This window comes from Gracilimonas tropica DSM 19535 (assembly GCF_000375425.1).
Classification (GTDB): Bacteria; Bacteroidota; Rhodothermia; order Balneolales; family Balneolaceae; genus Gracilimonas; species Gracilimonas tropica.
Genome location: NZ_AQXG01000001.1, coordinates 634,639 through 658,485 on the forward strand (window position 1 = coordinate 634,639; position 23,847 = coordinate 658,485).

Below are 23,847 nucleotides of genomic sequence, written 5' to 3' on the forward strand. Positions count from 1 at the left end.
TTGATTTATTGAGTTGGGTACCAAATGTATTCGCCTTTTTTGTTGATATATCCATATCGGATGTTATCATCGGTTCCAAGCTGAACGCGGGCAATGCCGTTGGAAAAACTTTCCGCATTTTCAAAAGGAGTGGTGATGGAAACAAGTCCGCTTCCTTTCTTAATGTAGAACCAATCATTACTTAAACGTACAGCCGCCATATCTTCAGAGAATGGTTTTACTTCGGCAAACTGAGCATCTATAACGATCTTTTCATCCTTATTTATGAAACCGATATACTCTCCATCCCGAAACCAAGCCAGTCCCTGGGAAAAACGACCGGTTTCCTGATATTTTGGGGTGATGACAGGATTACCGGATTTATTGATAAAACCCCAGCCATCGGAAGTTTCAATGGGAGCAAGGCCGTCCACAAACTCACCGGCCGTCGAGATCTTAAATGTAGGGTTAATACTTTCGTTCCCGTTTTCGTCGATATAGATCCAGCCCTCAAAAGTTTCTACGGCGGCAAGTCCATCTGAAAACGGACGGGCATCACTGTAGGTTGGCTCTACCAAAAATGTACCATCTGCGTTAATGTAGCCCCATAAGCCATCCAACCGTACAGCTGCTTTTCCTTCAGAAAGGGGCTGAGCAAAATCGAATTGTGCTTCAATAACATAATTTCCGGCTCGGTCTATAAAACCATAAGACTGTCCCGGAAGTTGGACCGGAGCCAATCCATCTTCAAAATCACCTGCACTGATAAATTGTGGCTCGATCATTGTTCCTGTCGGTTCCACCTGCACATATCCCCACAGCGTTTGTTTACGGACGGCAGCCATACCATCAGAAACATCCCTTGCCAGATCAAACTGGGGATTCATGATGATATTCCCAGAGCTCGAAATGAATCCCCAGCTGCCATTCAGAAGAACAGGGTGTATGGCAGTTGCTTTATCGTTGTCATCATCCTTCCCGGTGATAGAGTTAACTACATCACATCCGGTCATCAGAACCAAGACAAAAAGGGTAAATAGTAAAAGGGAGAGTATCCTCGGTTTGAGTTCTTGTTTTCTTGAATAAGTCATTTTATCAGCGTCATTTTTTTGGTTTTGGTGCCGGTAGGGGTTTCCAGTTTGTAGAGATACGTTCCGCTTGATAACCCGCGGGCATCAAAGGTAACATTGTACTCACCGGCTGCTTTCCGTTCATTGATTAACGTCCGGATCAATTTCCCGTTAATGGTAAAAATGCTGAGTTTTACATCAGAATCATGCACCAGAGAGAATGAAATGGAAGTAGTGGGATTAAAGGGGTTGGGATAATTCTGATCCAGCATGAAGGTTTGCGGAGCAGAGGCAGTTTCCGTGCTTGTCGCCATCGCATTTACAAAACCCAGCTTTTCAAAATTCCCATCAATTACTGAACCTGTTTCCTCATCTCCCAATCCAAACCAATCATCCAGAATGGAAGTGTACACAGATCGATAGTCGGTACTAAAAACAGGATCTCCGGAATTGTCAAGGTTGGTCAGGTTAGAGTGATTTCCATAGAGTCCGCCGTTCACCGGTCCAAAAACCATCACTGGAGCTGAAGAACCATGGTCGGTACCATTGGAGGAATTCTCATCCAGCGTACGGCCGAATTCTGAAAAGGTCATCGTCAAAGCTCTGTTGTGCAAATTGTCGCTTTCCAGGTCTGCATAAAAAGCTTGTACTGAATCAGCGATATCAGCGAGTAAATTGGCATGACCTCCTTCTGTTCCTCCTTGGTTATTGTGCGTATCAAACCCGCCTTTTGAGACCAGAAAAAGTTTGGTTTGAAGTCCACCGCGAATGAGCCGGGCTACTACAGAAAGGCTTTGTGCGAGAGACGAATTTGGATAATCCCCGATGTTGGTGGCATTATCCGCTGCATCCTGAATGGATTCAAGATACTTGAAAGAGGAGTTCGCTATTTTTCGGGCAAAGGACAGTGACTGGCCAAAATCGTTCTGAGGTACGTTGTTCTCATCGTAAAAACCACCCTGCTCCAAAAATTGAGTAAACTGGCCTGCTCCTCCAAAAGTGACCCCTAAATTTCCGAACTCACTTTGAAATAGTGTAGCGGAACCTCCGATACGTACACCTAATGGAAATTCGGGGGGATTGGCAATGAAGTCAGGATTGTCTTCTACCAGAAATCGTCCGGCCCAACCGGTGTTTTCGATGTTGTTGCTACCACTTCCGGTTGTCCATATGTCTGTGGCTCGGGCATGGGAACGGTTGGTATCAGCGTAACCAACATTATTGATCACAGCCATATTGCCTTCACCCCAAAAAGACTGAAGGCTGCTCATAGCCGGGTGCATTCCAATATTATCACTCAGTAAAATAGAATCTTGTTTGGCAATGCCGATGGTAGGCCTTTTTTGATAATAGATATCATTTTCTACAGGTATAATGGTATTCAATCCATCATTTCCGCCACTAAGCTGAATAAGTATGAGAACGCGATCGTTATCTGCCCGGGAAAGTCGGTTGAAAAACTTGGAGCGGGCAAATGTACTTATTGGCATACCGCCCAAGAGCATTGAAGAACCGATGGCTCCAAACCCAAGTGTACTCAGGAAACTGCGTCGGCTCCAGCATTGGTGATCATGTTGGTGCGCTTCTTTGTCATCCAGGCTTGCACCTTTGCGGGTATGTGATAATCCGGGATTTTTGAGGTCTTTTTTACACATTCGTTTAGGCGATTTTTGAAATTAAATGAGCTGGTAAGCTGGAAGTTGCTGCAGATAGGTAATGTATTGGCGGATGCTTTCCGCGAAGTGTTCCTGGTAATACAAGTTGCCATCCTGATCGGAATTTGCAGTGAATTCATACCATGGAATGGGCCCCAGTAGTATCTTGGTGAGATTGATCTTATAAGCCGGGAAAGAATCAAAATCAGGGATTCGCTCAGCGGGATGAAGTGCCGGGTTTCCTGCAAAATCTTCTTCAACGGTACGAACACCCACCGTATCTAAAGGAGGTGCTAATAAATGCTCAGCCAGATCTTCAGCCAGCGTAAATGGATTGGAAGGATCGGAGATTTTCTCTGCTAAACGTATTGGGTTGAACCGATTGCCGGAGCCGTTGCTTCCATAAATTATATCAGTAAGGTTGTCCCAACGGGAAGGCAGTAAATTAGTGTTAAGCCAGGCGTAATGTCCGGGTGTGCCATCTGAATAGGGAGGATTGTAGCCGGCCCAGCCGAACACAGTTTCAGGGCGAAGCAGTTCTTCATTAAGTTCCTGCATACGCAGACGAATAAATTCTTTCAGACCGGATGTGGGAGTTATTTCAAGCTCCCGTAAATAACTGATGAAGATCTCGGTAGGGCTTTTGATCCGGCTGCCATAAAACTGTTCTTCATAAAAATGTGCACTGCCAAGGAGCTTTTTCAGTACCTCTGCAATATTAAAATTTTGACTGACGCAGTGATCAGCAAGTTCGGTGATGATAGTTTCATTGGGAGTTGCAGAAACAAAAAAGACGTAGATCTTCTTGCAAATAAAGTAAGCTACTTCCTGTTCCTTCAAACTGAAAATGAGATCGATTACTCCGTCCAGATCAAAATTACTTGATTGTCCGAAAATGGTCTTGCTACTGTTATCGAAACGGTTTTCATCAAAATAACCGGAAAGGGAAGCATCGTTTACCCGCCAGCCCGTGACAGCCCTTGCTACTTCTGAGACATCATTTTCAGTGTAATTAGGGTTGCCGTCTTTGTCTGCGGTACCCAAAGTAAAAAGCTCCATCAACTCCCGCGCAAAATCCTCATTTGGTTGCCCCACAGGGTTATTATAATTATTGAGGTAATACAACATCGCAGAATTTTTACTAACAGCTTTCACCAATGTCTTGAAATCACCAAAGCCAAATTCGAATAACAGTTTCCAATATTTATACATATGGCTGGCATAGCTGTTGCCTGCCTTTTCTGGAAGTGCATTCATGTTACTGTAGGAAACGGCAAAATGGTTACTCCAAAATAATTGCATTCGCTGTTGAAGTCCGCTGTTGTACATCATGTCCATCCATCGGAATTGAATATCATACACATCCAATACATCTCCCGAATTGCCCTGGCTGTACCATTGAGGGTCATCGGGCAGTGGCTTATTTAGCGCATTCTGAACGAGCGTACCTACTGCATCAACGGCGCCATTAAAACTACGCACATAATTAAGGTCATTGACCTTCAACCCAAGATGGGTTCTTCGAATTAGATGGGCAGCTTGAGCTTTTGTCCAGGTGCCGCTATAGGTTTCCAATCCGGCTCTTTTGCGTACAGTTGTTGGATTATCTGTTAAGGTCTCTGATGAGTCCTCTTTGACCGGTTCATTAAACATATGCCTTCATTAATTTTGTCTCTTCCTTTTACTCAAGAGGGCTCAGGGGTGAAGTTTGTTACAAAATTCAACGTATGTTTATAGTATCTTCAGGTAAGCAAGTTCCCCGGTGCAGGTATATTAATTTTGGCTTAGAAGTGATGTTTTAAGACATGTTTTTAATTTTTAATCATTAAGTAAAGACTTAATGATTTGAAAGTTTTTGAAATTTTTTTGTAAGGAATTGTTCTGAAGTTACTCTTACATTGTAAAGAAACAGCAAAAAAACACAGGATACGTTATGAGTTCACTGAATAAAGCAATGATCATTGGAAATTTAGGCCAAGATCCGGAGGTACGATACACACAAAATAATACAGCCGTAGCCACACTAAGTATTGCCACGGGCGAACGGTATAAAGACAGTAATGGAGAATGGCAGGAACGCACGGAATGGCATCGTGTGGTTGCCTGGGGCCGAACTGCTGAAGTATGCCAGCAGTATTTGAACAAAGGATCAAAAGTCTACATCGAAGGGCCTATTCAAACCCGCCAGTGGGAAGATAAAGATGGTCAAAAGCGGTATACGACAGAGATCAAAGCATTACGTATGATCATGTTGGATAGCCAGGGTGGCGGCGGACAAGGCGGAAATCAATCCCCTTCACAAGCACAAAACCAGGGAAACAGTCAACCTATGAGCAGTAATGTTGAGCTGGACAGCAACTTCGATGACATGGATGATGATCTTCCATTCTAAAGACATCTATTCAAAAAAATTAGAAAACGGTGCAGTTTTTAGCTGTGCCGTTTTTTATATCCACCTTTTCACAAAATCTTTTATTTTGCCATTCAACAAGAACATTCACGTTCAATAAATCTCAATCGTAATTGGATATTCCCGACGATCCTTTCAGTTTGGTACAAGACAGTTTGCTTAGCGTAACAGAACATCCTGAGGTACTTGGATTAGATCCTTGGGCTTTGGGTCTGCAACTTTTGTTTTTGTTACTCGGGTTAGGCTTTTCAGCCATATTTTCGGGATCTGAAGTAGCTCTTTTCTCTCTTTCTACCCGAATGGAAGACCTTAAGCAGGATCAGTCAGCCGGTTCTGCTGACGACCGTATTATCAAGATGCTGGAAAAACCCCGGCGCCTACTGGCTACGATCCTTATCGGTAATACCTTTGCAAATATAGTTGCGTCTGTGCTCGCCGCTGTGATTACAGGTGATATTGTAGAGGCCTACGGGCTTTCTGAAGTAATTGTTTTTACGGTAGAAGTGATTGTTCTCACATTTATGATTCTCATCCTGAGCGAGATCACACCGAAGATAATTGCCATAAATAACCCGATGAAAGTTTCCCGAAGAAACAGTGCCTTTATCTACACGTTGTTTATTTTGATGAAGCCTTTTGCAAAACTGATCGCAGACAGCACTATCAGCCTTGAACGATATCTTCCAAAACCTCCCAGTAAAATGACCTCCGAAGACATCCGAACGATGGCGGAAGTGGGGGAACAAGAGGGATCCATAAAAGAAGACGAGCGAGAGATCATAGAGAATGTGATTGGTTTTGGTGACATTGCTGTACGGGAGATCATGACTTCCCGTGTTAATATCGTGGCCGTTTCTCTGGATGATTCCCTGCCGGATGTGCTGAAGAAGATCCGTGAAAATGGACTATCAAGAATGCCTTTGTATGAAAATGACCTCGATAATATTGTAGGGGTGTTATATGCTAAAGATGTGCTTCCATATTTAAATAATGATCTGCAAGAGCCTTCCTTTAATTGGAAGACTGTTTCTCGTAAAGCCTTATTCATCCCGGCAACCAAAAAACTTGATGACCTGCTCCGTGATTTTCAACAAGAGAAAACACATATCGCTATTGTAGTTGATGAGTATGGAGGTACGGAAGGAATTGTTACTATGGACGATATTCTGGAAGAGATCGTGGGAGACATTACCGACGATTCCGGGGAAGAAGAAACACTTTATACCCGATTCAAGAGTGGTATCTATATTTTTGATGCCAAGATTGATCTCGATGACATGGAAGAGATCCTTGAAACTGACATCACCGGAGAGAATGACGAATTTGAGACCCTGGGTGGACTGATCTATCACCAAACAGAGAGTTTGCCAATGGTTGGAGAGCGTATCAAATATAAGAACCTGGAGCTTACGGTTCACTCCGTAAAGAATAACCGGATCCGAAAAGTGAGAGTGAAAGTAGAACATCCCAAAAAAGAAGAGCCTTCAGTAGAAGAGAATGAATGATTATTCCCATTTGATCCGTGAACATGTAGATCTTTCTGACTTTAATACAATGGGAGTATCTGCAAAAGCCCGCTATTTTGCCCGGGTTCTCTCCGTGGAGGATCTCCGTAAAGTGTTACAGTTTGTTCATGCAGAAAAGATCCCTGTGTATGTTTTGGGAGGTGGTAGTAATGTTCTTTTTATAGATGATTATGAAGGTTTGGTCTTGCTTAATGAAATTAAAGGGCGGGAAATTCAGAACGAAACTGAAGATCATATACAATTAAAGATCGGGGCCGGGGAGAACTGGCACGATTTAGTGATGCATTGTGTAAGTAACAATTGGGGTGGTATTGAGAATTTATCATTGATACCCGGATCGGTCGGTGCTGCCCCCATTCAGAATATCGGTGCCTACGGGGTTGAACTGGAAGAGGTATTCGTGAGCCTTGAAGCAATCGAGATCACAACCGGTAAACGAAAGGTATTTACCAAAGAAGCCTGTCAATTCGGATACAGAGAAAGTGTTTTCAAGAGAGAATTAAAAGGCCGGTTTGTGATCACTTCCATTGTATTGGAGCTGCAGAAACATCCCAAGGTCAATACTTCGTATCGGGCATTGTCGGATGCTTTGATGGAAAAAGGCATTGCTAAACCCACCATCAAGGAGGTAAGCGATACCGTTATAGAAATTCGGCAGAGTAAATTGCCGGATCCATCCAAGATCGGAAATACGGGAAGTTTCTTTAAGAACCCGGTGATAACCGGGAAAGCATTTGAAGCTCTTCAGAAAAAATATCCCCAGATTCCGCATTATCCGGCCGGTGAGGAGGTAAAAGTGCCCGCTGCCTGGCTCATTGATGAGTGCGGATGGAAAGGCAAAAGAATTGGCGATGCTGGTGTGCATACAATGCAAGCTTTGGTCATTGTTAACTACGGAAATGCGGGCGGAGCAGAGATCTGGAATCTGGCTCAGGATATTCGGAAATCGGTGAAGGAAAAATTCGGGGTTGAACTTGCACCGGAAGTGAATGTGGTGGGATAGCACGAATCCTGAAACAAAGTTCACGAATTATTGTTACCATTTACAGCTAATCAATTGATATAGGTTTATCATCATGAAGAATATGCGCACATACTATTTTTTGCCCATTATAATTGTAGCCGTGATATTAAATGGCTGCGTTTCACTTGAGATCAATCCGGTTTCCGGTAATAAGCGGGCCTTTGGATACAGTTGGGAAGAAGAAGAAAAGATCGGAGCGCAGGCTGACGGAGAGATCATTGCCCAATACGGGTTGTATGAGAATGAGGAATTATCGGAGTATGTTTCCCAAATCGGGCAAGACCTGCTGGAAGAGAGTCATCTCAGAAGAGAGGATACACCGCAAAAGTTTCGGGACACTGAATTTACATTTCGTGTTTTAAACAGTGAAGTGGTCAATGCTTTTGCTTTACCTGGAGGATATGTATATGTGACAAGGGGCTTATTAGGACATTTGAATAATGAAGCTCAGCTTGCTGTTGTATTGGGACACGAAATTGGACACGTGGCGGCACGCCATGCTTCTCAGCGTGCAGTAGAACAGCAAATAGGTCAGGTTGCTATTATTGGCGGAGCGGTATTGGGACAATCTCTGGGATATGATCCCGGCAATATTCTCCAGTTAAGCAGTCAGACCGCACAGCTTCTATTCCTGAAATACGGCCGCGATGACGAAAGGGAGTCGGATGCTCTTGGTGTTGAGTATTCTGCGATGGAAGGATATGTGGCAGCCGAAGGGGCTGATTTTTTCACATCCTTGAAACGGATTTCCGAACAGCACGGTGGAGGAATTCCTACATTGCTTTCAAGTCACCCTGATCCCGGTGAGCGTGAAAAAAATATTCCTAAAATGGCACAGGAATGGGCAGAAAAAGGCTATGAACAAACCATCATTGACAAAGATGAATACCTGGGAATGATTGAGAACATCATATATGGAAAAAACCCAAGGGAAGGCTTTGTAAGGAACGGCTTATTTTATCATCCAGACCTGAAATTCCAGTTTATGGTTCCCGATGGATTTGAGGTGATCAATCAGCCTTCAGCCGTTATTTTGGTCAATGATGATCAGAATGCCATCAGTCAATTTACTATCGACACAGAAAATGACTCTCCACAAAGTTCAGTTCGTGCCTTCTTGGGTCAGGATGGGATTACGCCAATTAAGCAAGTTAATTATTCCAATAATGGCATGAGTGGCTATCAGGGGGTAGCAAAAGCGTTCACTCAAGACAGTTCTGAACTTCGGATACAAATCACAGCCCTTGCATATCAGGGGAATATTTATCGTTTTTTGAATTATACCCTTGCAGAGCAGTATCCCGAGTATGAAGAACGCTTCAGTAAGCTCCCTCAGAGTTTTGCCCAACTGACAGACTCTAATATTCTGAATATAAAACCGGTCCGGTTAGAGTTGATCACCACTTCACGATCGGCTCCCTTTTCATCTTTCCTTCCGAATGAGCTTCCGATGGAAATTCAGCCTATAGATGTGGCTATCCTAAACCAGGTAGAACTGGATCAGGAAATAGAAAAGGGAACGAAGCTGAAGATGCCTGTTCAATAAATAAAAGCCGATTTTTCACATTGTTCTTTTTTTATTAAGAGCCTCAGCATCAATTTAGTTTGGTGAAAGACTTAATAAAGGGAATTATAAAATACCTTGCCTAAGGCCATCATATTCCGAAAGTTTGCAACGATTTAAATGAGGATTAAGATTTCATCCACACCCGGCTTTCATCATTTCTGCCGGGCCAGGATGAATCAAGCACTGCTTCTGAAGACTTAATCGGCAAAAGCACCCAATTCCGATGTTTTAAAAGGTGAAAATTCTGGATATGCGTGGTTTCCGTGTTCGGAGATATCCAATCCGTCGGATTCTACTTCTTTAGAAACACGAACACCCATAAAAGCCTTTATTGCTCCAAATACCAACAGAGAGAATAGAAAGGTAAAAGTTGCAACGGAAACGGTGCCCAACAACTGAATTAAAAAGCTGTGTTCTGTTGAAAAGATTCCTACTGCAAGGGTTCCCCAAACACCGCATACTCCGTGAACTGAGATTGCTCCAACCGGATCGTCAATCCTCAATTTATCGAACATGAGAATGGACAGTACAACAATTGCACCAGCAATAGCACCGATCAATACGGCATCGGTGAGTGAAACAACATCAGCTCCGGCTGTGATACCAACAAGTCCGGCGAGAATACCATTAAGAGCCATAGGAGCATCCAGTGTTTTCATAACCATTTGGGTTGTGATCATCGAAGAAAGCGCTCCGGCGCAAGCGGCTAAAGCTGTAGTCACAAACACGTAAGAAACAGTTTCCGGGTCTGCACTGAGTACGGAACCCCCATTAAAACCGAACCAGCCAAGAAAAAGGATAAATACCCCTACGGTGGCTAAAGGGATATTATGAGCCGGAACTCCATGAATCTCTCCATTCTTATATTTTCCGGTGCGAGGTCCAAGTAAAAGCACACACGCAAGTCCGGCGAAACCACCTACTGCATGGACCAGGGTAGAACCCGCAAAGTCATAAAAACCGAGGTCGGCTAACCAGCCGCCTCCCCAATGCCAGCTTCCGGTTACGGGATAAGCAAAAGCAAGCAATAAAACCCCGAAAAGCATAAAAGAGGAAAGTTTTATACGTCCCGTAACGCAACCGGAAACAATGGTAGCGGCTGTTGCAGCAAACATAGCCTGGAAAATGAAATCGGCCCAAATGGTCATATCCAAACCGTAAGCAGGAGTGAGCATTCCTATTGGATCAGAAGGGTCGAATCCGATCCCAAAACCTCCAAAACCAAAGAAGCCATTAAAATCACCGGGATACATGATCTGAAATCCTATGAATGCATAAAGAATGATTCCGATCGTCAAAACAAAAACATTTTTATAGATCACATTTACAGCATTTTTAGCTTGCGTAAGGCCACTTTCTACTGTAGCAAAACCAAGATGCATCATCAGTACCATAAAGGCGGCAATCAGGATCCACAGGTTATCAATAACAAACTTGATGTAATCAGTGGATGCCTTGAACTCTTCAAGGGTAGAGTATTCATTTCCATAAGCCTGGAAGGTAGTTTTCTCCGTTAGTTCGATGGCGTTATTAGCGGCATAGGTCATGTCTGAAATTGCCAAAGCCGAATCAGGAAGTACAAGTAGTATGGCGGTAAGTATTATTCCGTAGCGTAGCTTCATATTTAATGGATTGATTGAAATTGAGTGAGTGAATTGCTAACTATTTTTTAATTATGGTAAAATAATTAGGCTTAATTAATAATAATATAAAAATATTAAGCCAAAAATTGACAATAACATTATTAAAATATGAAATGTGTGTTATTTGATAATTATTATTATGGAAGCGATTACATTGACCCAAACCAATTAAAAAAGCCCTTTCATTTTTTTAGGAGAAATCTTCCTTAAACCTGAAAAAGAAAAGCTTTATCTTTGGGTCGTAATTTTTAATTCGAAAAAAAGATCGCATGATTGCTCGCTATTCCCGCAAAGAAATGTCGGATTTGTGGACCGATGAACAACAATTTCAAGCTTGGTTAGATGTAGAACTTGCTGCCTGCTGGGCATGGGCCAAATTGGGTAAAATACCTATGGAAGACGTAGATAAGCTCTACGAAAAAGCGGGATTTGATGTCACCCGGATCAAAGAAATTGAAGCTCAAACCCGCCATGATGTAGTAGCATTTACCCGGTCGGTTTCCGAAACATTAGGCGATGAAAAAAAATGGGTGCACTATGGATTGACCTCCACCGATGTAGTGGATACTGCATGGGGGGTCCGGCTCAAAAAAGCGAATGCAATTCTGCTGGAAGGAATTGAGCGGATTATTGAAGTACTGGGTGAAAAGGCAAAAAAGCATAAGTTCACGGTTATGATGGGGCGTACGCACGGAATTCACGCCGAACCGACGACTTTTGGGCTGAAATGCGCTCTTTGGTATGCTGAGATGAACCGAAACCTCAAGCGTTTCAAAAAAGCAGCAGCAGACGTTGAATTTGGGAAATTGTCTGGTTCTGTTGGAACATTCGCAAACATTCCACCGGAAGTTGAAGAATATACGTGTGAAAAATTGGGGCTTAGTCCGGCGCCTATTTCAACCCAAACCTTACAACGCGACCGGCATGCCTATTATTTATCCACGCTGGCACTTATCGGTTCAACCCTTGAAAAGATCGCGGTGGAAGTTCGTCACCTTCAGCGTAGTGAATTACGGGAAGCTGAAGAGGCGTTCAGAAAAGGGCAAAAGGGATCATCTTCCATGCCGCATAAACGAAATCCGGTGAGTTCAGAAAATATTTCCGGATGTGCTCGTGTATTGCGCGGTTATATGGTTACTGCTTACGAAAATATTCCATTGTGGCATGAACGCGATATTTCACATTCTTCAGCGGAGCGAATCATTTTGCCGGATGCCACTACCTTATTGGATTATATGTTGAACCGGTTTGCAGGGGTGATCGAAAATCTGGTGGTATTTGAGGATAATATGGAAGCCAATATCTGGAAAACTCAGGGATTGGTTTTCTCCCAAAGACTGCTGCACAAATTGATCGACAAAGGCATGCCTCGCGAACAGGCTTACGATACCGTTCAACCTTTAGCAATGAAATCCTGGGAAGAACAAACGCTGTTCAGGCCTATTGTTGAGGCGGATGAGACCATCAAAGAAGCGCTCACTCAGGAAGAGATCAATGAAGCCTTTGACCTCAATCATCATACCCGAAATGTGGATCGGATTTTCCAGCGTGTTGGTTTGGAGTGATTTTAACAGGTTTATGCTGGTGAGCTACAAAATTGACCACGATTCCCCCGAAATAATTAGGAGATCATTTTTTCCGGAGATTCATAGAATCTTAAAAAAAACTTAATACTCTTTGCAAGGACAGAAAATGTTCTCCAACAAAGAGTTCGTTAAAATTTGAGGCCGGAAGAAATGAATAGTGTATCTGATTTTAATTCAGATTCCGAAATAAAGAAAAATGGATTATCTGTTCATGATAATCATACCTATAAGTATATCTTTGAAAAGGCCCCGATCGGGATCATCTATTATAACGAACAGGGGGTTATTACTACTTGCAATGACCGGTTTGTAGAAATTGTAGGTTCAACCCGTGAACAGCTGATTGGAAAAGACCTCACTCAGCTTCCGGATAAAAATATTCGAGAAGCTATTTATGAAGCATTAGGCGGAGTGGTTGGGGTTTATGAAGGGGAATATATGACGGTTACATCCCACCGCCTCATCGCTATTCGGGTGGAATTTCATCCATTACATGAAGATGGCAAAAAGACCGGAATTGGAATGATTCAGGATATCAGTCAGCGTTACTATGCTAACATAAAGCTGAAAGAGAGTGAAGAGCGCTATCGCACCATTTTTACCCGAAGCCACAACGTTATGTTGCTCATAGATATGGAAACGGGGTTAATTAAAGATGCGAATCCCGCAGCTTTGAGATTTTATGGATGGACCAAGAGACAAATTCTGAGAAAGAAGATAAGTGAGATCAACATATTGTCGGCCAGGCAGGTTGCAGAAGAAATGGAAAAGGCTCGAAAAGAGGAAAAAAACTCTTTCCATTTTAAGCACCGGTTAGCAGATGGGCAGATCAGAGACGTTGAGGTTTACAGTGGCTTGGTTCGGTTTGATGGAAATATGTTCTTGTATTCAATTGTACATGATATCACAGACAGGCTGACTTATGAGAGGGAACTAAAAAAGTTCAAATTGGGTATCGAACGTTCGTCAAATGTTGTGTTTATTACTGACAGGGAGGGTAATATTGAATATGTAAATCCCAGTTTTACAAAAGTGTACGGCTATTCTTTAGATGAAGTAAAGGGCAGTACGCCCCGTATTTTAAAGTCAGGAAAACAAAGCGATGATCATTATCAAAAATTTTGGAAAACGATCACGAGCGGCAAAGAGATGACCGGAGAATTTGTTAATAAGACAAAGCAGGGGGGAACTATTGAATGTCAGCTTTTCAAGCAATCCTATTATTGATGATGAAGGCAGAAATATCGGATACATTGCTATTCAGGAAGATATTACGGAGCGAAAAAAGAAGGACAAAAAACTGATAAAGTCTCTTAAGGAAAAGAAAGTTTTACTCTCGGAGGTTCATCACCGTGTAAAAAATAATATGGCGGTCATTTCTGCTTTGCTTGAATTGAATTTGTATCAAGATGAGAAGGAGGACATTGAAGAGTTCATCAGAAACAGCCAGCTGAGGATTAAAGCCATGGCCAATGTTCATGAGCTGCTGTACCAGCAGGAGACATTTTCGACCATTCCTTTTAAAGAGTATGCTCAAAAATTGGTGGATTCTATTATCTCCACTCAAACTGAAAGTAAATTCCTACCTAAGGTTCTTCTCGAAATTGATGATGTGAAGTTGAACATTAATCAGGCTGTACCTGTAGGACTTATACTGAATGAATTGATCATCAATTCCATGAATCATGCTTTTAAAGGCCAGAAAAATCCGGAAATCAAGGTAAAATTAAAAAACAGGGATTCGTATATCTTCTTAACTGTACGCGACAATGGAACAGGCATCCCCGGAAATATTGATTTCAGTGAAATGAGATCCTTTGGCCTCACTTTGATCCGTATATTAAGCAGTCAGTTAGAAGCTGAATTGGAGATGAAAAACATCCCTGACGGATTCCAAACAACTCTTACCTTTGAACGAAATTTAGGGTTGAAAGGAGCCTCTGCATCTTTTATCTGATCCTTAAGAGTTTTAACCTATTCTTATCGGTTGAATATTGTAATCTTTATTTTGAAGGGTATAAATTTTGGGAACGATATAGCCCGTGGCCCATCTCCATCACCCGGCTCGGACTTACCCAGGTAACTGTTCCTTTATGGCTGAGCTGCGAGATGGCGATGTGCCTGTTTTCTAAATTTCTGCCTTAAGCCAAAATTGAATTGCAGATGTAATCCGGGATAATTCCGGAAGAGTTGATCCAGAGGTCGGCATTATCGGAGCGGGTGTTTCCGGTAAGGACCAGCATGGTTTTCAGCCCAAATTTATTCCCACCAAGTATATCGGTACTCAAAGTGTCGCCAACCATAAGGATGTCGTCTTTGGTGTATTTGAACGCATCATGATTGATATGTTCAAAAGCATAGTTAAACATCTGGGTGTCAGGTTTTCCGAAATGAATGAATTTTTTGTTGAGCATGCTTTCGCACAGTTTGGCTATACCACCTGTTGCTACGGATACGTCGTTTTTATTGACCGGATAGTATTTATCTGAGTTGGCAACGATCACCGGCACAGTTTTCCTTCGCAGGAAATTGACCGTGGTATCAATATCCGTATTCCAGTCGAATCCTTCGTCATCCAGGAATACAAAAGCAGAAATTTCATCCAGGTTTTCCAGGTCAATATCACGAACGGCTATATGCTCCAACCCGGATTGAAGGATATATTCGGCTGAATTTTCGGTTCCTAGATAAGCAATTTTTCCGCTTTTAATTTTGTGTGAAAGAAACTGTTTCGCGAGCATTCCTGACGTTATGATCTCATCCACTTTCAGGTTCTTCAAACCCAGCCGGTCAAATACTTCCGATTGCTGTTGCTGGCTTCTTGAGGCATCGTTGGTCAGCACCCGAAGCTCAATTCCTTCCTCCCGAAGAAACTGAATGGTATCGGAAACTCCGTCTATAAGTCCTTTATGGTTCTTAAGAACACCATAAGAATCCAGGAATATGACTTTAAACTGCTTGGCTATTTCTCGAAAAGAGGGGACTCGTATATGCATTACAGGTCTAAGGCTTTGAGTAGAGGTTCTGGGTCAAATTTTTGGTCAAGCTGGGGAAGGTAGCGTTCATAGGCTTCACGCTGAAGTTTTGTGGCAAAAATATCATGAAAGAAATACTTGCCATACTTTACCACATAGTTCAGAATAAAAAAACGATAGGATTCCTGTAGAAAACGTATCTCTGTTTCAGTGAGTGGAAAGACCTTGTGATATGCTTTCAGGAAGGTGATGAATCGGTCTTCCATCATCGGGTCTGCATCGTAGCTGAATACGGTTCGGTCACCTACATCCGAAACAATGCGTGCGAAGAAGTAAAAATCGATCATTCGGTTACTGATACGAAACCAATCATAGTCCCACCGGGAAAATAACTGGTATTGCGGGGTGACCGAGAAGTTTCCAATATTCCAGTCCACAAAAACCGGGATGGTATCCAGTTTTTGGGCTCCAAGTTTCTCTACGTTCGTAAAAAAGAGATCGCAATGTTTTCGGATCTGATCTTCATGCATGCGGTACTCATGTTGGCCTAATTCTGTATCAAGAGTATCGAGCAGATGGCGTATATCTACTTCCATGGTCTTGGAGGATCCGGGAAGGGTATTTCGGATAGTGTGGCAGGCTTTATGAAATTTGGCAAACTCTTTTCCAAGCTTCTTGATCTGCTCTTCCGATTGTCGTTTTGCCGGCTTGCGTTTGATCTTGATAGGCCGGTAAAAAACCACCCAGGCATCTATAACCTCATCTTTATGCCGGTGGACAAACAGTGAATTTTCTTTGATCAGTGACCGGGCAAGAAAGTTTTCAAATGGATCGGGAAGGTTATTGGAAAGGGAATTGATGATGGTATGATCTTCTACAAAATGCTCAAACTTTCCAAAGTAAGACAGTTTGGCTATGATGATGTTACCGTCCTTGAAAGTAACCCGATAAACATGGTTGGTAGATACCTTGGCACTGATATCTGTAATGGTGATAATGGTTCGGGTGGGATCGTATGCACGCCACGCTTCCTTTACAATTTCATTAAAATCAATAAATGACATACATCCTTTTTCTTAGATAATTTCAAAGTAGCGTTTTATTTCCCAATCGGTAACAGCGTTTGAAAACTGCTCCCATTCCCACTCTCTTGTTCGGCTGAAATGGTCAGTAAAAGTCTGGCCAAATAATTTGGGTGCCAGATCCGAATGTTTCATTTTTTCGGTTGCTTCAGCCAGTGTTGCAGGAAGTTTTTGATGATCCTTATGATCATACTCATTTCCGGAAGTAGCTTCAATATCCAGTGAAAGTTCGTTTTTGATCCCATACAAGCCCGAAGCTAAACTTGCAGCCATAGACAGATATGGATTGGTATCAGCACCCGGTACACGGTTTTCCAATCGCATGGCATCCACAGTTTGGTTAATAACCCGAAGAGCTGTGGTTCGGTTTTCAACTCCCCAGCTTACAGAAGTAGCTGCCCATGAACCAGCAACCATGCGTTTATAACTGTTTACTGTAGGAGCATACATGGGTAAAATATGAGGCAAGCAATGAAGCTGTCCTGCTATATATTGCTCCATGATCGTACTAATGGAATGATCACGACTATCATCAAAAAACAGATTTTTTTCTTCCTTCTCATCCCATAGGCTTTGGTGGATATGGCCACTGCATCCCGGTAAATTTACATTCCACTTGGCCATGAAACTTGCCATGATCTCATGACGGGAAGCAATTTCCTTTACACCTGTTTTAAAAAGCACAGCCCGGTCAGCAGCTTCTAAAATATCGGTATAGGCAATGGCCGCTTCATAAACTCCGTTTCCGGTCTCGGTGTGCAGGCCTTCCAGCGGGACTTCAAATTTCTTTAACAAATTGAAGAGATCATCAAAATAGGCTTGGTTCTGGGATGATCTCAGAATGGAATATCCAAACATGCCCGGAGTGAGGGGGGTTGGGTTGATTCCTCCTTTTTCATTTAGAGAATCCGGAGTTTCCCGAAAATTAAACCATTCAAATTCATTGGCGAATTTTGGTTTGAAACCGAGATTTAAGGCTTCTTCAGAAACTCTTTTCAATAATGTGCGCGGACAAACATTCGACATGTTCTCATCCCGGTGAAAGTCGGCCAGGAAAAGAGGAGTATTATCATTCCAGGGAATTTCTCGTGATGTTGAGAGATCAATAGAGGCTGTTGCATCCGGAAAGCCGGTATGCCAGCCTGTTACTTTAGAATTGTTGTATACCATATCGTTAGCATCCCAGCCAAAAACCACATCACAAAAACCAACATTCCTATCTATGGCTTTAAGAAATTTTTCTTTTGAGATGATCTTGCCCCGCAGGATCCCATCAATATCAGTAACGGCCAATTTTATTTTTGTAGAAGGGGAAGCTTTAATTGCTTCTATGATTTCCTGTGATGTATTTGTCTGTGCCATGCTTTGAAAATGATTGAGCCATAAAACTAACTAAACCCCGCGACTTTTTTGAATGGAAAATGTAGAATGTGCTATGTGCTATGTGCTATGTGCTATGTGCTATGTGCTATGTGCTGAGGGGAGGAATATTTTAAACAGATATAGAATTGCGTATCGTTTTGGATTCAAACGTGCTTGTAAAATATGAGTAAGAAAACAAAGGTCACTATGAATAGAAAATTTTGCCCTGAAGTTTTTAAAGGAAAATAGTTAACCCGAAAATTGGGCAACTGCTTGCGACTATGGAGTTACGCTACAAAAATATTTGTCAGGGTTGAATTCACCACATCACATATCGGTCAGACGGCTCAAAGCCGTCTGACCGATGGTAGGAATTCGTGTAACAAAGCCTTAGCCATCCATCAGACCGGCAATCGGTCAGATGGAGTTTTGGGTGGTATTAGAAGGTGAATGATTTTTTGTTTTTATGGAACAAATTTGATGGGTGTATATGTTAGTCGGGCATGGATATCAATACAGACTATGACGTAATTATTGTCGGTTCCGGTATGGGGGGAATGAGCGCGGGAGCCATGTTGGCTAAAGATGGCTACAAAGTCCTGATACTTGAGAAAGCGCATGCGCCAGGAGGGTGTTCGTCTTCTTATTTCAGGAAGGGATTTGTGTTCGAATCGGGTGCCACGACGCTGATAGGATTTAACGAGAATCAACCGCTATGGAAGCTGGAGCAAGAAACCGGTATTCAAATTCCCAGGGAAGAGATTACTCCAAGCATGTCGGTTTGGCTGGATGGGGAACAGATCACCCGGTACAAAGACCGGGAGCAATGGATTCAGGAATGTATTCGCGTTTTTGGAAATGAAACCGGACAGCGTACTTTCTGGGAAGAAGCTTTTAACGTATCGGATTTGGTCTGGAAGGTCTCGCTAAGAAATCCTTTTTTCCCACCACAAAAAATTTCAGAATGGGGATCGCTGGCCATCAATAATAACCCCCTGGATGTATGGGTGCTTAAATATGCGTTGAAATCGGTTCGCGAGGTAATGCAAGAATATGGAATTGATGCCCCAAAATTCCGCCGTTTCGTGAATGAACAGCTTATGATCACTGCCCAATCGAAAGCTGATGATACACCCTTTCTATTTGGTGCTGCAGGATTGACGTACACCAACTATTCCAATTTCTACGTACCCGGTGGGTTGCTTGAGATGGTAAACACAATCAGGGCTTTCATTCAAAAAAGAGGAGGTGCACTGCATACTAAAGAAGGCGTTGAAATGATCACAAAAGATAAGGGGCAGTTCACAGTTCACACCCGAAATAAAAGAAAAGAATCCTTTGCATACCGGGCGCCCATTGTAATTTCAAATATCCCGGTTTGGAATATGAAAGAAGTGACTTCCGGGGAAATGAGATCATATTTTCAAAAAGAAAGCGCTGAATATGAGTCGGCCTGGGGGGCTATAACCTTGGGCATTGCCACTAATGACACTTATCCCGAAGATTTGCCTCTGCACCATCAAATTCACTTAAAAGAGGGAAAAACCGTTCCATTTACAGATTCTGATTCAGTATTTGTGTCTATGTCGAAAAAGGGAGATACCTTACGAGCCAAAGCCGGAAAACGCACACTTAATATCTCAACGCACGCTGATCCCGAACGGTGGTATTCGTTGAACGGCCAATATGAAACGGCCAAACAACAGGTTCAGGATTTTATCGTTGAGACTCTGCAAGAAAAGCTGCCCGGATTTTCTGACGCACAAATTGAAGTGATCCACACAGCCACTCCCATTACCTGGGAAAACTGGGTGTACCGAAAAAAGGGCAGAGTGGGGGGAATTCCCCAAACTATGGCACGAAGCTTGCTAAAATGGACACCAAGCGAAACTCCGTTCAAAGGTTTGTATCTTTGTGGAGATACGACGTATCCCGGGCAAGGAATTCCCGGCGTAACTTTGAGTGGAATCAACGTATATTACAGAGTTGTTAACTCTTAGTTGCTTTTCCTTGCTTATACGTGCTTAAAAGGCGGTTTTAGTCTTGTTACTTTCCTTTCTTTTCTCTTTTTTCTGTTACTTTTGTTACTATATTGTTACTTTTAGACGGTCGATGTAAGCCAAGTTTATACGAATAGAGTTTCATTCACTTAAACTTTTTTGGTTTTGTTACTCGACTCAATAGTAACAATCACAGCCAATTTTCACTTGAATAGTAGTGTATTATGGGAATCAAAATCAGAGAAAAGGATTTAAAATCGGGCAAAAAGTCTTTGTACTTAGATATCTATCACAAAGGGAAACGGAATTATGAGTTCCTGAAGATCGGGCATTTAACAGGTGATAAGAATAAGGATGAAGAGATACGGGATAAGGCGAAGGCTATCAAAGCAAAAAGGGAGTTGCAGATCTTTAATGAAACCTACGATTTTGACAAAAAGGATGATGATCTACTCTTTACTGATTTTATGCAGATTATCGCAGATGAGTTTGAGAAGAAAGGGAACCGGAATGTTAGCACGGTTTTATTTCATGTTCGGGAATTTGGCAAAGATGATATTTCATTCCGTGGTGTTGACGAAAAGTGGATAAAGGGATTTAAAGACTATCTGCTGGATGAAGTGAAGCAAAGCACAGCCCGGACGTATTTTTTAGTGCTGCAATCGGTTATTAATAAAGCAGTGAAGAAAGGGCACCTGAAAAAAAATCCGATGGATGAGGTAGAAAACATTCCAAAGGATGAACCAAAGATCGAATACCTGAATGATGAGGAACTGAATAAACTTTGGGGAACTGATATCAGTAATATTGAGGTGAAACGGGCTTTTCTCTTTTCATGCTATACGGGGTTAAGACTTTCGGACGTGCAACGGTTGAAATGGAGTGATATCGAGGACGTCCGGGATAATGGAAAGGCTTATAAGCAAATTTCCATCAACATGAAGAAAACAAATGACCTGATTTATATTCCTATCAGTAAACGAGCCGAAAAACTACTAAATGTTAAGCATAGGGTATCTGAATATGTGTTCGATATTTCACCCAGCAAGGTGGAATATTGGCTGCCTAAGTGGGCAAAGAAAGCCGAGTTGGGAAAGCATATTCATTTCCATATGTCACGCCACACATTCGCAACGCGGTTGCTTAATAAAGGGGTGAACATCTTTACAGTGAGTAAGTTGTTAGGGCACGCTTCCATTGAGCACACACAAAAATATTTACACTTGAGAGATACCGATAAAAAATCAGCAATTGACGTGCTGGATTAAAAACAGGAATAACGCATGAAGGTTCTATTATGATAACACCCTTGGAAATACAAAACTGGCTGAAAAATGTTGTAACCAAAAAAAGCTTTGGCCGGGAAAACACGGAATATCTAAAACAGATCAATAAAAGTGCGTATGATTTTTTAGAGAACGAAAATCAAAAACTTGCAGAACCATACGACAATGACGAAGATTATTTTGAATACCTATGGACGTTTAGGCTTTACAGAGAAAGCTATTGGGATAGAACGGTCGAGGCTTATCTATACTCTTTGCACGCTTCAGCTATGCTTATAAATTTACAAAATCAAAAACTTGCTGGAATTTACTATAATGAATGGCTGGATGAAATCAATAGCGCTCTTGACGGTTCATCTGGAGCTTTTAGGTGGATTGCAGAAATAGCCAACCACCTGAATGGCAGCCGGGTGATCTCTGAAGATGAATATTTAGAATTTCGGCTCAGGCTATCTAACTATCAGACTGAATTTATAAATGAGTTTTTCACAGCCTTTGACCGGGGTTTAGATAAAGATAGCAAAAAGGTTTACGCCGTGGCGGCAGTAGATTTGAAAATAGTATTTGATCGTCTTGGTAAAATGGTTTCAATTGAAAACGTTTTCCCGCGAGATAGTCGTTTTTGGCCTGACTTTTATATCCAAAAAGCATTAGTAAATTTCATTGATAGCACCGTCAATAAATCCCGAAGAGGTCGAAAAAGCCTAATTAGTAAATGCGGTATATCTGAAAAACAGTTTGCCCAAGATATTAATAAATACCTTTTTACTATTTCTAAAAATAAAACTGAAATGCCATTTAGCACGTACGAACTTGCGGGGCACTTAATGACTAAACCTGCTTATCAATCTACGGATGAAAACGGCGATCAATGGATTCAGGATCAGAACGATTTTAATAAATTTGTGAGGGGCTTTCTAAATAATAAGTGGGGTAAATACATGCACGAAAATGAGTTTCCCGCAATAGTGCAATATGGGGGAGAATTTATTTTAATTGGGGATTAATTAATAAATCCTTACCCGCCGTTAATTACATGCTGATCTTTCTGTCAACAATTAACAAAAAACAGAAAGATTATGACTACGAAAGCTTATCAAAAACCCCTTAATGTTGAAGAGGCAGCCGAGTTTCTCGACCTGTCAAAATCCCATCTGTATAAACTTACAAGCCGGGGGGAAATTCCACATTACAAACCGACCGGAAAGCGTCTATACTTTTTGCCCGAAGATTTGATCGAATACCTAAAGGCTGGACGTGTTAAAACCAACCGCGAGCTTGACCAGGAAGCCGCAAAATATGTAGCGCAATAAAAAGCCCTGGAGCAACGAACTCCAAGGCAGGAAAAGCACGTATCAATATACGATTCTTGTTTTTCTATTGCACTTCAAAGGAAAAGCACATGCAGAAAACAGAGCAAATATCAAACGGGCAATTTAAGCCGGTTCCATTAGAGGAAAGGTATAAAGCATTCCGGCAAAGGGATACAGACGACTTTTCCGATGTTACCCCGATTGGTGGGAAACCTTCACTGAAAGAGCTTGCACGGATTGACTATACAAGGGAGCTGCCACCACCTGAAACAGCCTTAAAAATTGGTGGTGAAATATTTGGTACGCTTGGGAACTTCTCTTTAGTGATAGGTAAGGCAAAAAGCCGTAAAACCTTCTTAATGGCACTTGTGCTTGCTGCATGTTTAGGGTTTAAAAACGAAGATTCTTTTTTTGAAGGATTATTGCCCCCCGGAAAAGATAAAGTTGTTTTCGTGGATACCGAACAAGGCGAGTACCATGTTATCAAAGTTGCCCAACGTGTTACGCGACTGACTGGAAAGCCGCAACCGCCTAATTTTGAAGTGTACGCGCTCAGGAAATTTTCAACCGAGGAGCGTAATATCATTATCGAAGAGATCATCAATTCCACACCGGATTTAGGTCTGTTAGTTATTGATGGCGTCCGGGATATCGTAACATCTATAAATGATGAAGGTGAAGCCACAAATTTGGCTAATAAGCTGCTTAAGTGGACTGAAGAGAAGCAGATACATATCGTAACCGTTCTACACCAGAACAAGGGAGATTTTAACGCGCGGGGACACATTGGAACGGAGCTTATAAATAAAGCTGAAACGACCGTTTCCGTTACCGTGGAAAAAGATGCTGAAGTATCCAAGGTTGAGGTTGAGTATTCGCGAAATAAAGCCTTTGAGCCGTTCGCATTCCGTGTAAATGAAATTGGATTGCCTGAAATTGTGGAAGGCTGGCAGCCGAAAAGTGATACCAATTCCAAGAAGTGCGTCCCGTCCGAACTGGATGAGTATAAACACACCCAAATTTTACAAAAGATTGCCCGGAATATATCTGACCGTCCGTCTTATTCAGATGTATCATCACAAATTATTGAAGCCGTTACCGATGTTGAAGAGTATATCGGAGAAACAAAAGCACGGCAATTTTTTACCCACTATCTGAATAACAATTTCATTAAAAAACATGGACGGGATAGAAGCCCAAAAGCATACTATTCCATCCATCCGATGGGGGGTAATGATGAGTAAAAAAGTAACTGTGTTAGGGGGTACTGTGTTAAGTGGGGGTAACACACCTGACAAAAACATGACACCCCTATTCAAAACGCTACAAACAAGGATTTTTAACTGTGTTACTGTGTTAACACACCTAT

General features: G+C 42.1%; 19 protein-coding genes. 12 read left to right on the top strand and 7 right to left on the bottom strand.

The window, feature by feature from the left end; genetic code table 11:
- Positions 1-5 precede the first annotated feature (5 nt).
- The 3 genes from B151_RS0102870 to B151_RS19315 are packed head-to-tail and all read right to left on the bottom strand — an operon-like array spanning position 6 to position 4,357.
- Entirely contained in the window at positions 6-1,070 is a 1,065-nt protein-coding gene (locus tag B151_RS0102870; RefSeq protein ID WP_020402091.1) for a WG repeat-containing protein, read from the bottom strand.
- Positions 1,067-2,704, bottom strand: a complete 1,638-nt coding sequence (locus B151_RS17775) for a DUF1501 domain-containing protein (protein WP_020402092.1) — start codon at positions 2,702-2,704, stop codon at positions 1,067-1,069. The genes B151_RS0102870 and B151_RS17775 overlap by 4 nt, the downstream gene beginning before the upstream one ends.
- A gap of 21 nt (positions 2,705-2,725) precedes the next feature.
- Positions 2,726-4,357 (bottom strand): DUF1800 domain-containing protein, encoded by a 1,632-nt coding sequence (locus tag B151_RS19315; protein WP_020402093.1) that lies wholly within the window; start codon positions 4,355-4,357, stop codon positions 2,726-2,728.
- A 280-nt stretch (positions 4,358-4,637) separates the two neighbouring features.
- Between B151_RS19315 and B151_RS0102885 the strand changes: the two genes are divergently transcribed.
- From B151_RS0102885 to B151_RS0102900, 4 genes are all read left to right on the top strand, one after another.
- The gene (locus tag B151_RS0102885; RefSeq protein ID WP_020402094.1) at positions 4,638-5,096 is read left to right on the top strand and encodes a single-stranded DNA-binding protein; all 459 of its coding nucleotides are present in this window, start codon (positions 4,638-4,640) and stop codon (positions 5,094-5,096) included.
- A gap of 131 nt (positions 5,097-5,227) precedes the next feature.
- Positions 5,228-6,619 carry a hemolysin family protein gene (locus tag B151_RS0102890; protein WP_020402095.1) on the top strand — a complete coding sequence of 464 codons (1,392 nt, stop codon included), beginning with the start codon at positions 5,228-5,230 and terminating at the stop codon, positions 6,617-6,619.
- Complete coding sequence (gene murB, locus B151_RS0102895; RefSeq protein WP_020402096.1) at positions 6,612-7,643, top strand: UDP-N-acetylmuramate dehydrogenase; 1,032 nt, start codon at positions 6,612-6,614, stop codon at positions 7,641-7,643. Before B151_RS0102890 ends, murB begins: the two co-directional genes overlap by 8 nt.
- Positions 7,644-7,725: 82 nt before the next feature.
- A complete protein-coding gene (locus B151_RS0102900) occupies positions 7,726-9,210 on the top strand; it encodes a M48 family metalloprotease (RefSeq protein ID WP_211207807.1) in 1,485 nt (494 codons plus the stop codon).
- A gap of 218 nt (positions 9,211-9,428) precedes the next feature.
- On the opposite strand, the gene B151_RS0102905 is transcribed toward B151_RS0102900, so the two are convergent.
- The gene (locus tag B151_RS0102905; RefSeq protein ID WP_020402098.1) at positions 9,429-10,853 is read right to left on the bottom strand and encodes an ammonium transporter; all 1,425 of its coding nucleotides are present in this window, start codon (positions 10,851-10,853) and stop codon (positions 9,429-9,431) included.
- A 290-nt stretch (positions 10,854-11,143) separates the two neighbouring features.
- Here B151_RS0102905 and purB point away from each other — a divergent pair, with 290 nt between their 5' ends.
- The 3 genes from purB to B151_RS0102920 all read left to right on the top strand — a co-directional run bounded on the left by purB (position 11,144) and on the right by B151_RS0102920 (position 14,417).
- Entirely contained in the window at positions 11,144-12,439 is a 1,296-nt protein-coding gene (gene purB, locus B151_RS0102910) for an adenylosuccinate lyase (RefSeq protein WP_020402099.1), read from the top strand.
- A gap of 171 nt (positions 12,440-12,610) precedes the next feature.
- On the top strand, positions 12,611-13,687 hold the full coding sequence (locus B151_RS0102915) for a PAS domain-containing protein (RefSeq protein WP_020402100.1): 1,077 nt from the start codon (positions 12,611-12,613) through the stop codon (positions 13,685-13,687).
- Positions 13,653-14,417, top strand: coding sequence for a sensor histidine kinase (locus B151_RS0102920; protein WP_020402101.1), 765 nt, complete (start codon positions 13,653-13,655; stop codon positions 14,415-14,417). The genes B151_RS0102915 and B151_RS0102920 overlap by 35 nt, the downstream gene beginning before the upstream one ends.
- Positions 14,418-14,601: 184 nt before the next feature.
- Here B151_RS0102920 and B151_RS0102925 read toward each other — a convergent pair whose 3' ends face one another.
- The 3 genes from B151_RS0102925 to B151_RS0102935 are packed head-to-tail and all read right to left on the bottom strand — an operon-like array spanning position 14,602 to position 17,879.
- Complete coding sequence (locus tag B151_RS0102925; protein ID WP_020402102.1) at positions 14,602-15,456, bottom strand: HAD-IIA family hydrolase; 855 nt, start codon at positions 15,454-15,456, stop codon at positions 14,602-14,604.
- Positions 15,456-16,499 carry an aminoglycoside phosphotransferase/kinase family protein gene (locus B151_RS0102930; protein WP_020402103.1) on the bottom strand — a complete coding sequence of 348 codons (1,044 nt, stop codon included), beginning with the start codon at positions 16,497-16,499 and terminating at the stop codon, positions 15,456-15,458. Before B151_RS0102930 ends, B151_RS0102925 begins: the two co-directional genes overlap by 1 nt.
- Before the next feature lie 12 nt (positions 16,500-16,511).
- Entirely contained in the window at positions 16,512-17,879 is a 1,368-nt protein-coding gene (locus B151_RS0102935) for a glutamine synthetase family protein (protein ID WP_020402104.1), read from the bottom strand.
- A gap of 503 nt (positions 17,880-18,382) precedes the next feature.
- Between B151_RS0102935 and B151_RS0102940 the strand changes: the two genes are divergently transcribed.
- The 5 genes from B151_RS0102940 to B151_RS17790 all read left to right on the top strand — a co-directional run bounded on the left by B151_RS0102940 (position 18,383) and on the right by B151_RS17790 (position 23,722).
- Positions 18,383-19,879, top strand: a complete 1,497-nt coding sequence (locus tag B151_RS0102940) for a phytoene desaturase family protein (protein ID WP_020402105.1) — start codon at positions 18,383-18,385, stop codon at positions 19,877-19,879.
- Positions 19,880-20,103: 224 nt separating this feature from the next.
- Positions 20,104-21,147, top strand: coding sequence for a site-specific integrase (locus B151_RS0102945; protein WP_020402106.1), 1,044 nt, complete (start codon positions 20,104-20,106; stop codon positions 21,145-21,147).
- 29 nt (positions 21,148-21,176) lie between these two features.
- Complete coding sequence (locus tag B151_RS0102950; RefSeq protein ID WP_020402107.1) at positions 21,177-22,172, top strand: hypothetical protein; 996 nt, start codon at positions 21,177-21,179, stop codon at positions 22,170-22,172.
- A 72-nt stretch (positions 22,173-22,244) separates the two neighbouring features.
- Entirely contained in the window at positions 22,245-22,478 is a 234-nt protein-coding gene (locus B151_RS17785; RefSeq protein ID WP_020402108.1) for a helix-turn-helix domain-containing protein, read from the top strand.
- Between the two features lie 89 nt (positions 22,479-22,567).
- On the top strand, positions 22,568-23,722 hold the full coding sequence (locus B151_RS17790; protein WP_020402109.1) for an AAA family ATPase: 1,155 nt from the start codon (positions 22,568-22,570) through the stop codon (positions 23,720-23,722).
- Positions 23,723-23,847 lie beyond the last annotated feature (125 nt).